The sequence below is a fragment of the Tenacibaculum sp. Cn5-46 genome, assembly GCF_022347705.1.
Taxonomy (GTDB): domain Bacteria; phylum Bacteroidota; class Bacteroidia; order Flavobacteriales; family Flavobacteriaceae; genus Polaribacter; species Polaribacter aiptasiae.
On record NZ_JAKRGD010000001.1, the window covers coordinates 13,796 to 28,005 of the forward strand.

Annotated in this window: 9 protein-coding genes; 1 reads left to right on the forward strand and 8 read right to left on the reverse strand. The window is 29.1% G+C overall.

Annotated features, from left to right (window positions below):
- Positions 1 to 5: 5 nt before the first annotated feature.
- The 4 genes from MHN29_RS00035 to MHN29_RS00050 all read right to left on the reverse strand — a co-directional run bounded on the left by MHN29_RS00035 (position 6) and on the right by MHN29_RS00050 (position 5,369).
- Positions 6 to 3,095 carry a SusC/RagA family TonB-linked outer membrane protein gene (locus MHN29_RS00035; RefSeq protein WP_235273647.1) on the reverse strand — a complete coding sequence of 1,030 codons (3,090 nt, stop codon included), beginning with the start codon at positions 3,093 to 3,095 and terminating at the stop codon, positions 6 to 8.
- Positions 3,096 to 3,386: 291 nt separating this feature from the next.
- Entirely contained in the window at positions 3,387 to 4,205 is an 819-nt protein-coding gene (locus MHN29_RS00040; protein ID WP_235273646.1) for a hypothetical protein, read from the reverse strand.
- A 2-nt stretch (positions 4,206 to 4,207) separates the two neighbouring features.
- Positions 4,208 to 4,873, reverse strand: coding sequence for a DinB family protein (locus MHN29_RS00045; protein WP_235273645.1), 666 nt, complete (start codon positions 4,871 to 4,873; stop codon positions 4,208 to 4,210).
- Positions 4,874 to 4,913: 40 nt separating this feature from the next.
- Positions 4,914 to 5,369 (reverse strand): nuclear transport factor 2 family protein, encoded by a 456-nt coding sequence (locus MHN29_RS00050; protein WP_235273644.1) that lies wholly within the window; start codon positions 5,367 to 5,369, stop codon positions 4,914 to 4,916.
- A 380-nt stretch (positions 5,370 to 5,749) separates the two neighbouring features.
- On the opposite strand from MHN29_RS00050, the gene MHN29_RS00055 reads away from it, so the two are divergent.
- Positions 5,750 to 7,048, forward strand: coding sequence for a site-specific integrase (locus MHN29_RS00055; protein ID WP_235273643.1), 1,299 nt, complete (start codon positions 5,750 to 5,752; stop codon positions 7,046 to 7,048).
- Between the two features lie 118 nt (positions 7,049 to 7,166).
- On the opposite strand, the gene MHN29_RS00060 is transcribed toward MHN29_RS00055, so the two are convergent.
- From MHN29_RS00060 to MHN29_RS00075, 4 genes are read right to left on the reverse strand one after another with little or no spacing between them, the layout of a single operon-like run.
- The gene (locus tag MHN29_RS00060; RefSeq protein ID WP_235273642.1) at positions 7,167 to 9,311 is read right to left on the reverse strand and encodes a family 16 glycosylhydrolase; all 2,145 of its coding nucleotides are present in this window, start codon (positions 9,309 to 9,311) and stop codon (positions 7,167 to 7,169) included.
- On the reverse strand, positions 9,311 to 10,123 hold the full coding sequence (locus MHN29_RS00065; protein WP_235273641.1) for a glycosyltransferase family 32 protein: 813 nt from the start codon (positions 10,121 to 10,123) through the stop codon (positions 9,311 to 9,313). The genes MHN29_RS00060 and MHN29_RS00065 overlap by 1 nt, the downstream gene beginning before the upstream one ends.
- Before the next feature lie 47 nt (positions 10,124 to 10,170).
- Positions 10,171 to 12,021 carry a UvrD-helicase domain-containing protein gene (locus tag MHN29_RS00070; RefSeq protein ID WP_235273640.1) on the reverse strand — a complete coding sequence of 617 codons (1,851 nt, stop codon included), beginning with the start codon at positions 12,019 to 12,021 and terminating at the stop codon, positions 10,171 to 10,173.
- On the reverse strand, positions 12,021 to 14,192 hold the full coding sequence (locus tag MHN29_RS00075; RefSeq protein WP_235273639.1) for an AAA family ATPase: 2,172 nt from the start codon (positions 14,190 to 14,192) through the stop codon (positions 12,021 to 12,023). The genes MHN29_RS00070 and MHN29_RS00075 overlap by 1 nt, the downstream gene beginning before the upstream one ends.
- Between the last annotated feature and the right edge of the window lie 18 nt (positions 14,193 to 14,210).

The window sequence follows — 14,210 nt, forward strand, 5'->3', positions numbered from 1 at the left end:
TAAGCTTAAAAAGTAATGTTGGTTCCAAAGGTTAATATAGGTTGTGATGAACCTTGTAAGTTCCCAGATTCTGGATCACCTCCTCCGAAATTTGTCCATGTGTATATATTGCTAACTTGAGTATACATTCCCCAATTTTTAATAAGCCCTTTACTTATTTTTTGAAGAGTCTGATTGTTAAAGTTGTAGCGTAGCATGATGTTGTTGAGTCTAATAAAATCGGTACTACTAATATTTTGTGTATTTGCTAAATCAATTAATTCACTATACTTATTGGTGTGTAAATTTAATGTTGGATAAATTTTATTTACATCTCCAATATTAAACCATGTATGTTGTAATTGTCCAGCATTAAGGTTTTTATGTACATCTTCTTGATTGTATACTTTACTTCTATTAGTATGTATTGCTTTACCACCAAAGTTGTAATAAATATCTATTCCTAATTGCCAGTTTTTATAACTTAAGTTATGAAACCAACCACCTGTAAAAGGAGGGGTAGATCTACCCATTACAATAAAGTCTTCCTTATTGGGTCTTTCTGTATTGCCATCAAAACTACTACCATCTTTTCTTTGGAATAAAGGATGTCCATCTGCTGGGTTAACTCCTAGGTATACTAAACCGTAAATAATATCAGTTGATTTTCCTACTTCATAATCTGGATATAAGTAACCATGTTGTTTATCGGTTACGTTAAGAGTAGGGCCGTCATATAAATCTATTACTTTGTTTCTGTTGTAAGAAAAAGTAGCAGAAGTATTCCAGTGAAAAGTGCTGTTTTTTATAGGAGTAGTATTTAAAGTTATTTCTATCCCTTCGTTATCCATAACTCCGACGTTTTTTAACTGATGTGTAAAACCGTTTGAAGGAGGTATTGATACAGTAAGTAACATGTCTCTTGTTCTTCTGTGATATACTTCTGCTGTTAAATTAAAAGTGTCAAATAATCGCAAATCAACCCCAAAGTTTATAGAGGTGTTTTCTTCTGGTCGTAAATCTTTATTAAATAAATTTACCAATGAAAAATCACGAATTCCTAAATAAGCATCTGTTCCGTAACTAAAAGTTGGTATTGCTAAAGATGGTGTTATTCCTGCTAAACTAGCAGTTTTACCATAGCTAGCCCTAAATTTTAACCTATTTAGCCAAGAATTGTCTTTTAAAAAAGATTCATTACTTAAAGTATAGCCAATACCTGTTGCCCAAAATGTATTCCAACGTTTGTCGCTTGGTAAAAGAGAAGAAGCATCTCTTTTATAACTACCATAAATGTCTATTTTATTATTCCATTCATACAAAGTAGAAAAACCATAACCTAAAGTGGCTTCTTGTACTTTAGAAGAAGATGTTCTAGCTCTATTTGCTCCAGTTAAATTATTGTTTATACCTGCACCTGAAAGTAATTTACTAGGTAAACCATGTCCACTAATACCTATAAAATCATTGGTTGATTTAAAATAATCCATATTGGCACTAAAAGAAAGATGATGTTTACCAAAATTTAAGTCATAATTTAAACGAGTATTAGTGTTTAAATTAGTGTTAACTATTTTAGTTTTGTTAGCTTCACCTCGTTCATGTACAGGAACTCCTTTTATTATTTGTGAATAATTGTCGGGAGGAATTATAGATAGGTTTTCACTTAATACGTAATCAACACCAACAATGGTTGCAATGTTTAAGTTTTTTGATAGTTTGGCGGTTATGTTAGATGAAAAATTAAAACGTCTGTCTTTAGATGTTCTGGTATATTGATTAATTAATTCTTGAAATGTATATCCTCTATGAGAAATTAACTTTCCAGCATTTTTTTGTTCATAGGGATTTAAAACATAAATCAAATTAGTAGGAGAGAAGTTAGATCCATGTGGCGTTGTGCTTTCAGATATACCAAAACCAGCATTAAACATTGAATAGATGTTTTTTGAAACATTGTATTCATAATTTAATCTACCAGTAAATCGATCAATTTCGTTTCCATCAAATTTTCCACCGTGTTTAGAGAAATTACCAGAAACATAAAACTTACTAGATTCGTTTCCGCCACGTGTACTGATATTGTATGATTGATAAGTGCTAACACGAGTTAATTCATTAAACCAATTTGTGTTAATTTTTTTTATAGAATCTAGTTTTCGCTGTCCTTCAGCTACTAACTGATTAATATTTGGGTTACCACTAAATGTTTGTCTAATATATTCTTCTGATAAATAATAGCCAGGTGTGGCTTGGTTTTTTGATAAACGCTCAAACTCTAATTTCTCTTCAGTTCCCATCATAGATCTATTAGGTTTTCCCTTGAAAGTAACACCTTGTTGGAAATTAAATGCATATTGAGTTTTGCCATTAATACCACGCTTACTTGTAATTTCTATAACTCCATTAGAAGCTTTCACTCCGTATAATGCATTAGCAGCAGCGTCTTTTAGTATTTTTATTTCTTCAATATCATTAACGTTTAAAGTAGCAAAAGCATCAGCTGAAATTATTTGTCCATCCAATACAAACAAAGGTTGATTGGCTTTGTTGTCTAGTAATTCACGCTGCTCATCAGTTAATTGACTATTGGTTGGTGTTTTTATGGGTAATGTTGAAGTTCCTCTAATTCTAATTTTCAAGGGTTTACCTAACTCACCACTAGCTTTTATAGTTAAACCTGCTACTTGACCTTGTAGTGGTTGTAAGGCATTTACGGTGGGTCTGTTTATTATTTTTTGCGATTTAACTGTAGAAATAGCTCCTGTAGCCTTACGTAAATCAATATCATTAATGTTTTTCTTTGCAATTACTTCAACCTCATTTAACATTTCAGTCTGAGGTTCTAATTGTATAACTAAAGGTTTTTTGTTGTTGGATATGTTTAAGGTTTTAGTCTTATAGCCAACATAACTAAATGACAATTTTGATGTAGCTATTATTTTAAACTCACCATTTAAATCTGTTGAAGCACCAGTTTTTTTGTTTTTATTAACAATGGTTACTCCAATTAAAGGTTCTTTACTAAAGGCATCTATTACTTTACCTTTTACTAATTTCTGAGCGGTAATATTAATTGCAATGAGCATTAATATAAGGGAAAATACTCTCTTCATTTATTTAGATTAAATAAAAATAGATTGCAAATGTATTCTTTATCCTGTTCAGAAAAAACATATTTAGCTAAAAAAAAAGTGTTAAAATTTTTAACGTTTATGGACTTTAATGACAGTTTTAACTAAAGTGATTGGTTATGAGTTGTATATGGTGGATCTGAGCTTTTAACTGTAGGCTGATTTCTTATTTGTCTTAACTACATAGCAAAAAAGCTTTACTATTTCTAGTAAAGCTTTGTGTGTTGTGTTTGTTTGGTTGTTAACTCTCTACTGAAAAAATAAAAAGTATTTTTATAAATCGTAGTATTCTTTCAAGACGATATTCTTATTCTGTGTTAACCTTTTTAGTTCACTTAAGATATAATATCTGTGCATAAAACCACATAGAACAACAATTCTCTTTCCTTGGTTTTGTTTAGAAATTCGCATAATATTTTTAGCCATCGTCTGGTTTCTTAAATCCCAAAAATCACCAGCTAGTTTATATCCATCTCTATAACTAATTTTTTCTCCATTAGGTTTAGTGTGAAAATGTGTAGCAAATTCTTCTCTACTATTTGTTATTTTTTTCAACATCTGATATTGATAATATTGTCTTTCTGCACAAATACTATCCGTTTTAGAATTGTTGAAATTTTCAGGAGATTTTGCAGCTAATTCAATTAAAGGTAAAATAAGTGCTTTGTATTTGTTATGGATTTTAGCTTGAGATTCAGATAATAAACCGGCCTTGTTTAAACTATCTAAAAGTCTAGTGGTGAATTTATCTGTTGGACGCGAACCGATATTAATTCGGTATTGATTTCTTCCTTCGAACTCATAGGGTCTTAATTTGGTGTTTGGGTATTTTTCAACATACATTTCTGAGGCCATTCCTTCATTGCTTTTTAAATCAACTTTATGTCTAAAATCAGGAGTAAATGCAGCAGAATCTAATTCGCGTAATATAAAATCAGGTTTTACATCTTCTAATATATTGAATAGAATTTCTGAATTAAAATTAGGCTCAGGATTGTGTAAAGCACCAATAACAATAATCTCAGTTGTTTTTTCTGTTTTACAAGAAAAGAAAGTGATTAAGGAGAGTAGTATGAGTAATGTTTTATTCATATTTAGTTTTTCTTACTAGATGGAAGACGTTTTTTTATAAACTTAAATTGTCCGTTGTGGTTTGATTCGTGTTCACATACGTGGAACCATTTGCAGTAGTTATTTGTAGGTCCCCATGGCCAATTTTTATCTACTTTCATTAGCCACTCATCGTCTCGTTTTGCAAATTCTTTAAGTGTGTGTTCTCTTACTTTTTCTAGTTTTTCAAGATAGAATTCTAAGTTGTTTCCTTTAATTTTTTTACGAGCTTCGTCTCCAAGTCCTGAAGCAATGCTCCAATTATCTTTATCCTCTTGATCCCAATCACCCCATTCTCTTCCTTCAAAAGTATGGATTTGATAAAATCTTTCTGTAGCTGCTAAATGCCATAGCATAGCTCCGATTGAGTTTGCATTATCATCAACTAAATAATCTAAATCGCTTACACTCATTCCTTTTACAGGTAGTAAAATTACCATACGCATCCAGTCCATCATAGAAACGAGCGTTCCTATTTGAGGAGAAAAACCTTTTTTAGGGCCAATAGCATTAATGTCATTTGAATAACTCATTAGGGGAGCTGCTGAAATGTCCTGCGGAAATGCTAATAAACTTCCTGCTCCTAGTGTAAACAAAGATGATTTTTTAATAAAGTCTCTACGACTAGATTTTTCTTGTAGTTTTTTCATAAAATTTATTGTTAAATATATAGTGGTTTTTGTTTTGTATTTACCAATATTCAAATATTCTAAAAATTTTTCCTTTTTTAAATTCAAAAAGTGTCATTTTAGGTTTTTCGTCTTTAAGTTCACCGTTTTTGTTAATAACATAGCTTCTTTGAACAACTGCAGCGTTTAAGCCAATTATTCTATTTACAATTTTTACAGCAGTTTCCTCTCCTTTATAGCCACCATTTTTTTGATTTCTAACATATCCATTGTATAAATCTTCACGGGTATAGGTGCCTCCGTATTTTGGATGTATGTAGGTGAAATCGTCAGAGAAAAGTTCAAAAATTTTATTGATATCTTCAATTTTTGAATCAGCTTGAAATACTTTTAGGTTTAAATCATAGTATTTCTGAATTATGGTGTTTATTGAATCTTTATGTGTTTTTGTTGCGTTTTGTGCAGTGGCTTGATTTAATGTCCATAGAATCAAAAAAGAAGAAAAGAATATTTTCATAAAAGAATTTATGTAAGGTAATTGTGTGTTTAGTTAGGGCAACCAATTTAATAAATACAGAAATAAAAGAGTGTTAAATAAATCTTATTCTGTAAAAGGAAAAGTAAGGTGAATTGTTGTTTGTTTAACACTTAAAAACAAAAAAGCTTCACAAAAAGTGAAGCTTTAAAGGTGGTCCCACATGTACTTCGCTTATAAATCATTTTAAAACACATTTAATGACAATCCTTGAATTGTCAGTAGTGTCAGTAAAAATTAATGCTCTGTCATTAAATAATATTTAAAATAATTCAGAATTATTCAAACTAAAAACACCCTCTCAAGCACCCTAGTTTGGTACATAATTCGCTTTGTTTTAAACATAATTTAAATATAAAATAATGAGCAATTTAGTATTACAAAGTACACATGGTGTAATTAGATTTAGTTTAAAAGAATCGATTAAAAGTTTAGAGTTAACTCCTAAAAAAGAGAGTTTGATTATGTTACATTTCTCCTCAAAAGGAAGACGCTTTAAAAAAAGTATTGGCTATAAATGTAGCTTAAAGAATTGGGATGTAATTAAACAAAGAGTTAAAACAGGGAAAGGAATGGTTACAAATGCTTATGAGGTTAATGCATTTATAAACAATATCCAATCTTATGCGGAAGAAGAACTTACTAAAATCAAAAAAGTGAGTGATTTTATAGATGTAAAATTGTTATCATCTTTAATAGAAAAAAAGATAAAAGGAGAAGATGAAACAGATAGAGAAGAGGAGAAAAATAAAGAGTTGATTTATTACTCTAGAAAGGTGTTAGAGCAAAAGAAAAGTCAAATTAAAAAAGTAACAACAAGATCGTGTAACCAAACAATTAAAATGTTAGAAAAGTATGAGAAGTCAAGTGGACACTTGTTAAGATTTGATGATATTGATTTGTCTTTTTACAGAGGATTCGTTCAGTTTTTAGAGAAGGAAGGATATAGTTTAAATAGTGTGGGTAAACATATTAAGAATCTTAAAGTTTTTCTTAATGATGCTCTAACTAATGGGGTTACTGATAATTCAATTTTTAAAAGTAGAAGCTTTAAAGTGTTAAAAGAAACTACAACAGAGATTTTTCTAACAAAAGAAGAACTTGAAATCTTAGCTAATGAAGATTTTAGTAAAAGATCAAAACTAGAATTAGCAAGAGATATTTTTCTGATAGGTTGTTACACTGGGCAAAGAGTTAGCGATTACAATGGTTTAACAGAAGAAAATATTGAAGTTATTAAAGGTCGTAAAGTAATTAAGATACATCAGAAAAAGACAGGCACGATTGTTCGTATTCCAATTACTTCTAAAATTCAAAAGATAATGGATAGATATAATGGAGGTTTTCCACCAAAACTAAGCGAGCCAGTTTTAAGAGAGAATATAAAATTAGTATGTAAGAAAGCTGGGTTTAAAGAATTGATAACAGTTTCTTATACAAAAGGAGGGGAGTTAGTAAGAGAAGGAATTCCAAAGTATGATTTAGTTAAAACACATACTGCGAGAAGATCATTTTGTACAAATCATTATATCGATAAAAAACCAATTCAAAATATCATGCTCTTTTCTGGTCATAAAACTGAGCGAGAATTTTTAAAGTATGTTAGAATTGAAAAAAGAGAAGAAGCACTAATAGTAATGGAAAGTGGTTTTTTTGATTGATGTATATAAAATGTATTTTATGTTTAGTAATATGAGTGATGTAATAAAATACTGACTAATTTAGTTTAAACCAAGAATATGAGCTTAAGTATTCTATTACATCTCTTGTTTCGTTATTTTAATTTTTCATATAGTTAAAGTTGTAAATTTTAACATGTTTTATATTTGAAGCTTTTGGAAGAGTTTTTTCGTCAAACTTACCAGCTAGTTCTTCTGAATTAGTAATCCAAGCATTTACATATAAGGACATTGGGAGATTTGGGATAGGGGTAGGTGTCCATCTTTTTCTTACATGAATAATTTTATCATCTACATACCATCTAATTTCATGAAACTCCCATTCTACTCTATAATTATGGAAATCTTCAGAAGCGTCAAACCCTAAATCAATTAACACAGGTGTTCCTCTCACTCCATAGTTGTAATTTGTACCTATTATACCTGGATTATAATATACATTTAGTAGTATTTTTGTTGTGTCATTTCCCAAAAACTCAATATCAATTTCTTGCCAAGGATCATTTCTATGTAAGAAAAAAGCAGAAATAATACCTTCTCCTTTTATTGGTTTCATTGATATTTCGAAACTTCCATATAAGAATTGTTTTTTAGAGAAAATTGAAGAAGAAGAATATTTTTTAGCACCATTTTTTTTATTGTTAATTTCTAATTGAAACCCAGAATTCTCATTATTTAATAATTTGAAATTTTCCTTAGAAAATTGAGCTTGATTAGAAGGGAAAGTATCTTCTAATATAGTCCAAAAATCCAAATCTAATTTTTCAAAATAATCAGTTTTATTTTTAATATGTTTAGCAATAGGAGATATTTCATTTTCGTTAATGTTATATGGTAAATATTTTTTTATATTTTCTATAGGAAGAATCCAAGGGGTAACATCATGTTCTAAATATTTATGATTATTAAGAATGTTTGTTTCTACTTTTTTACTATTAACATCAATAGTGATTTCAGGCATTTTAAAATCATCTAAATTCCAGCTTTTTATTTTAAGTAAAAGGGATACCTTTTTAATAATGTTTTTCTTATTAGGGTTAAAACAATATATTTTTTGATTAACATATAAGGAATAGGTTTTAGGGACTAAAAAATCCTCATCTGTTAAAAGAATTATTATAACGTTTGGATAAAACCTGACCAAATTTGGGATCAATTCAATTATTGAATCAAATCCGATATATGCATCAAAAAGAAGAGGGTCTTGTTTTAAAATAAGATCTACTACATGGTTTGATTCTATACCTGATTTCATATTAAGAGTTCGATAACTATTTAAACTTAATAATTTATCCAGTTTCGTAAGGGTGGTTTGATTATTTGTGGTTAAATCGAAAATAAAAACAGGATTTACTCCTTTTAATTTATCTAAATTAATAAAGGTTTTATTTGATTTTATACCGATCTGAGATAGAATAGGTAGTATAGAATAACTGTTGTCAGAAACAAAAAAAAGTTTTTGATTAATTATAGATTTATTACTAATATAAACTTTTAGTTTATTGAATTTATGATTAATCCATAAATCTACTGGACCAGTTATAGGAAGTGAATTTAATAGTTTTTGAGCTCCTTTTTTAGATAAAATGTAGCCTGAAAACCACCATATCCCCCTATTAGGAATAGAAAGGTTATTTGAAAATTCTTTAATGTCGGGACTGAAATCTACTTTCTTATAAGAAAGATAAATTAAATCAAATTCGATTTTAGACTCTGAAATTTCTTCCCATAGAGAATTTAGTTTATTAGAAAATTTGTTTTCAAAATGAATGTCATCTTCAAGGATAAGTGAATTTTCGATATTTTCACTTACTATTTTTTCCCATACTGAGATATGTGATAGAGCGACTGCAATTTCTTGTTTAGTTAAATCAATATTAATTTCTTTTTTTCTTATTATATCTAATAATTGAGGGTTTGGGTCTACAAAATATTGATCTTTAAGTTTATAAGTGGGGTTGATTTTGTTTGTTGAGTTTAATTTATTTCTAGCATCAATAGCTGAAATTTTTTCAGTGTAACTAAGTAGGCTTTCCTTGTTTTTGGTTTTAATATTACCAAGCTCTTTTTGAATTAAGGCCCATCTTTTTTTCTGTCTTTCAAGGTTAATTACATAAACTTTATTTATAGATTTGTGGTTATCACTAAATGATTTCAGTTTTTCCTGTTTAGAGAAAAATGTTATTAATTTACTTAACTTATATTTAAGTAATAGAAGTTTACGATTGTTTGTTATAATATTCATTATCTATTAAACCATTTTTTTTTATCTCCTTTATAAAGCCTCCAATTACGATCGTCTTTTCTATAATCCAAATCCCAAATATTTTTTGATATTGCATGTTCGATGATTTCTAATTCATTTTCACCTTCTAAGAGATAATAAACTACAGAAGCACTTAAGTTTCCTGGTCCTGTTGTAGATTGAATATTTTGAATATTTGTGTCTTTTAATAGTTTGTTAGTAGCTCTTTCTAGAGCGAAGAAAATTAAAGGATGTTGAGGAGGAGATATAATGAGGTCGTTATTGAAATAATATATATTATTCTTATCGTATGGGGTGTATAGGAATTTTTCCTTTTCAATCATGTTATTATGTTTAATGGAATAACAAAGAGGTTGAATTTTAATGTTATTATTACTAAAAAATAAAGTTATATCATTATCTAAAAAGAACTCATCACAATCCACATAAAACCCACCAGAAATATATAGGTAGCATAATCTGAAATAATCAGACCTCATTGCTGGATGATGACATTTTAAATAACAATTAAGATGTTTTTTTTCTAAGTTTTGTGAGATAAATACTTTAGCAGATTCATCGTCAAAAAAATCAAACATAAATCCTTGCTTTTCTAAAATTTTCCAACTTTGAATGCATTTAGAAACATCTTTTGGTAATTCTTTTGATGAATGCCAGTATTGCATTATTTTTTTTGGAATATTAGTATCAGTTTTTAAATTCTTAACTTTCTTTTTTTGCAAAAAATCATAAATAAATCTTGAGCGATTGTTATCGTTTTCAGCTATTGATTTTTTATCTATTTCATTCATTTATTAATGATAGTTTATATAATTGCTTTATTTTGAGTCTGTATATGTTATGATATTATTTCTATTTCATTATCTACAAACCATTCTTTTTTTATTACACTTTCTCTAATAAGTTTTGGAGAATCAGTGTAGACTACTATAGCTAAACTGTTTTGAGCTCTACTACATGCGACATAGAATAATCTTCTCGTTCGATCTATACTAGTTTCTTTTCCATTCTTGATGTTGTTTTTATCATTGTCTGATAATTTTTTTACTCCAAAAAGTTTATCATAACTAAACATAAAACCTTTTGCTTCTGAATCGTCAATAATTACCATAACTCTGGGATATTCTAATCCTTTAACTCCTTGATGAGTTTCAAACTTCGATTCCCCTATTACATATTCTTTATATGATTTTATTTGACTAAAAGGAGTGTTTAAAGAGGCTTTTAAAGCCTCTAGAGCTTTGTTTTCAGTTTCATTATCTGATTCTTTTATAAGTTCCTGTAGAGAGTCAGGTATTGTGAACAATTTTAAAGTACTAACTTTTTTCAGTACATCAAGTAGAGTAGGATCATTGCCATTATTCCATAAATTAAATAAATCAATTACTGCCTCGTTTACTTTTTTTAAAACTTGAATTTGTTTTTTTTTGAGTTTTAAATTGTCTGGTTTCATTAATGGGGAGTTTCGTCTTACTATTTGCGAAACCTTAAATTTATCCTTGTTTTTTAAAGCTTCGATTAAGGGTAGTATGTATTCTGTAAATAACCTTAATTGAGATAGAGTGCCATCTAGTAGTCCTGATTTGAACTTTTCAATTTTATATAGCGGTTCAAATAATTGAAGGAAGTTATTTCTCCTAGCTATCATTTGATGTTCAATTGCAAGTGTTTGAATATTAGAGTTATTTCCAGACCATAAATCATCATTAGTGATTTTAGCCATTTTTTTAGCTATTTGAGACTCAATAAATAACTTGTCAGTTGATTTATCTGAAACTAAAAATAAGTTTATATGCCCTTTTCCTTTATCTGTTCTAGGTTTTTGTTGATTTGTGTCTACCTCTTTTCTAATTCTATTAATTAAATCAACAATTCTTTTAGATGAACGATGATTCATTTTTTTTGAAGGAGTAACCCAATCTTTAGGTAGGTTTTTTTCTAAGCCTTCTTTTCCACTACTATAAATGCGTTGCATAGTATCTCCTAATAAACCAAGGCAAAATGCCGACCTGTTTTCCTTTTGTACTATTAAGAAAGCATCTACAAGCTCTTTTACAGTATCTTGACTTTCGTCTATAAGAAGTATCGGATTACTTGTGACCATTATTTTTTGCATTAAAGGTTTTGTTTTTAAAAAATCTGCCCCAATTCCAATAACTTGGCTGTGATTTAAAGATTGCCTAGTATAATTATCTCCATTAGGGTTGTAGGTGAATTTTTTAATGTTGTCTAAACCTTCTAATTTTTGAGTCTTTTTTATAATTTTTCTAGCTCTTTCTTGTTGAGCTTTACCAGTTCTACCAGAAGCCTGTTTTTCTCTAAGTTCAACTAAATCATTGGTTATTTTGATACGAATCCACTCTTTAATATCTTCATTGTAATGCTTTATCAAATCCCATATATAACTATGGATAGTGGATACTTTAAATAGTGCGTCATTTCCTAGACGGTGTCTAATTTCTTCACAAGCATTATTGGTATAAGTTATTACGGCAATTTTTTTGTTAGATAAATGTAATCTTTGCCCATAATTTTCTTTTACTTTATTAAGAACATTTACCAATGTCCTTGTTTTGCCTGCTCCAGCCCCTGCAAATAAAAAGAAACTTTTAGGAGTGTCAAGATTTAAACATTCGTAGACCTCGTCATCTACATGGTTATCACAGTTATTGTCAATTTCTTCATTCATTAATTTCTTGATTTTAATTGATTTTCAACCCATTTTAAACCTTCCTGTATATAGTTGGGAGCTTTTAATTGTTCGGGCTCTTCCATGAAGAGTAGATCTAAAGCAAAAGGAGCTTTAACTTTTCCATTATCTTTTAAATATGTGAATAATGTATTTGCTATGTCCTTCATATTACTATCGGAGTTAAATTCACTATTCAACTTCCTAATAAATCCATTTCCACTGTATTTTTTAAAATACTCTCGATTAGAGAATCCTAATGAATCCTCGAAAGTATAAGGGTATACTATGTTTTTATTATTAGAGTTTGTAGTGTTTAAATCAATTTTTGTCTGGTATGCAACTCTTACTTGTAGGTTATTAGAAACTTTTTTTTCTTCACCCAACTTAATAAGGTTATCTAATTTTGACTCAATTGGAATCCATTTTTTTAATGTGTCATTTCCTGTGTTATACCCTTTTTCTAGTTCAGGTAAAACAGCTTTTTTATCATCATTGACTGCATCTAAATCAGTAATGATTAATGTTATAATTCCTAATTTATCTATTAATGGTTTTAATCTATGTGCGTGACTACCACCAATTTCTAAAATCGAAATATATGAAGAGGAAAGTAGAGGAAAATGCTGTTTAATAAAATGGGGGACAAGCATTCTTTCTGCAGTACCTTCTACTAAGATTACTGCATCAGCAAAAAACAAGTCGCAATGTGTGGTTTTTAAATATCTAGCAGAAAATTTAGAGGTACTGTCTTTTTTTCCAAAAGTTTCGGTTAAATTAACAACTATTGATGTAGGTAATTCTTTTTTATCTTTATTTAGAGACCTTTTAAAGTATCTTAATGATGTAAACTCAACCTCATGCGCTATATGATTTGAGTGAGTACTAACAATTAATTGAGTGTTAAATTGTTTTTTGTTTTTTAAGTTTTCATGTCCTCTTAAAACTTCGTATGCTTTTTTTATAAATACTTGTTGAGCCTGAGCGTGTAAGTGAGCTTCAGGTTCTTCGATTAAAACTAAATGTAAAGGTTCGTAAATATCTTCTTTTTCGATATTGGATAACCCTGAAAGGCTTTTTCCTGTTTGCATCCAACTATCTCTGAACCGAATTAATTTAAAAACCATTGATATAAGGTTTTGATACCCTAATCCATTATATTTTTCTGGGAGAGTTAGTTCTGACTCTTCATTTGGTTTAAATCGAACGGCTGAATCATGATTTAGTCCATCGATGGTAGATATTTTAGTGGAAAGCTTAATAGTTGGGTTACCAAAACCAGGGTAATTTAAAGTTTCTAGTTCTTTTATTGAGGGTGTAAAACTTTCATTTAATTTTCTATCAAAGGCTTCTTTAGCATTTTCTATGGACTCTAAAGCTTCAATATCTTTTTTGTTTGGTTCTTTTGAAGGGTCTAAATGTTTTGAATAGTATTCTTTTAATTGTGTGGATAAGGTGACTGAATGTGTGTTGTTATCATTTGAGTCGGTAAAGCCTCTTTGTGCATTAATAATATCTATTCTAATTAGCCCTTTAAAGGGGTTAGTATCTATAGGTAAACTATCTTCTGGAAGTTCCTGGGGAGCGGTGTTGTCGATATGGTTGACTTTGGAAGGGTCTAATATATAGGATTTTATGGTAAAATATTTATGTAATCTTCTTTCTAAAAACTCCCACATATGGGAAGGCCATAATTTCAATTTTGATTTACCTTTGAGGTTTTTAGAACGATTATACGCTTCACAAAAATCATCATGCAATGTTTCTATATTGTCTGGTTCTAATTTAAGTCTTACTCCTAAATTCCCTCCATCCCAATCTAATGTAGGTATTAAATGATTGATATAATGAATTTCATTCTCTTCAATATTTAACCATATATCTAGCTGGGGCAATAATTTATTCCAATCATTGTTTTTATAGTCAATTTCTTCTCCTTCTTTTCTATTTAACCATGACTTACCTATTTTATCGATACTTTCCCAGTTGGATAATGTAAAATCTTGTGTTTTAAAACTTGTTTTCTCTTTTAAGAAAAGAATTAGGGCATCCATAGCAGATGTTTTTCCACTATTATTAGCTCCAACAAAGATTGTTTCTTTATTAGAAAAATCTATTCGAGAATATTTTAGTTTTCTGAAATTTTGTAGTTCAACAAAGGATATTTTCATTGTAATTTTATTAATTAT

What these genes read in the sequence shown, in the direction of transcription:
- MHN29_RS00035 (WP_235273647.1), bottom strand. Translation starts at nt 3,095, where the DNA reads ATGAAGAGAGTATTTTCCCTTATATTAATGCTCATTGCAATTAATATT.
- MHN29_RS00040 (WP_235273646.1), bottom strand. Translation starts at nt 4,205, where the DNA reads ATGAATAAAACATTACTCATACTACTCTCCTTAATCACTTTCTTTTCT.
- MHN29_RS00045 (WP_235273645.1), bottom strand. Translation starts at nt 4,873, where the DNA reads ATGAAAAAACTACAAGAAAAATCTAGTCGTAGAGACTTTATTAAAAAA.
- MHN29_RS00050 (WP_235273644.1), bottom strand. Translation starts at nt 5,369, where the DNA reads ATGAAAATATTCTTTTCTTCTTTTTTGATTCTATGGACATTAAATCAA.
- MHN29_RS00055 (WP_235273643.1), top strand. Translation starts at nt 5,750, where the DNA reads ATGAGCAATTTAGTATTACAAAGTACACATGGTGTAATTAGATTTAGT.
- MHN29_RS00060 (WP_235273642.1), bottom strand. Translation starts at nt 9,311, where the DNA reads ATGAATATTATAACAAACAATCGTAAACTTCTATTACTTAAATATAAG.
- MHN29_RS00065 (WP_235273641.1), bottom strand. Translation starts at nt 10,123, where the DNA reads ATGAATGAAATAGATAAAAAATCAATAGCTGAAAACGATAACAATCGC.
- MHN29_RS00070 (WP_235273640.1), bottom strand. Translation starts at nt 12,021, where the DNA reads ATGAATGAAGAAATTGACAATAACTGTGATAACCATGTAGATGACGAG.
- MHN29_RS00075 (WP_235273639.1), bottom strand. Translation starts at nt 14,192, where the DNA reads ATGAAAATATCCTTTGTTGAACTACAAAATTTCAGAAAACTAAAATAT.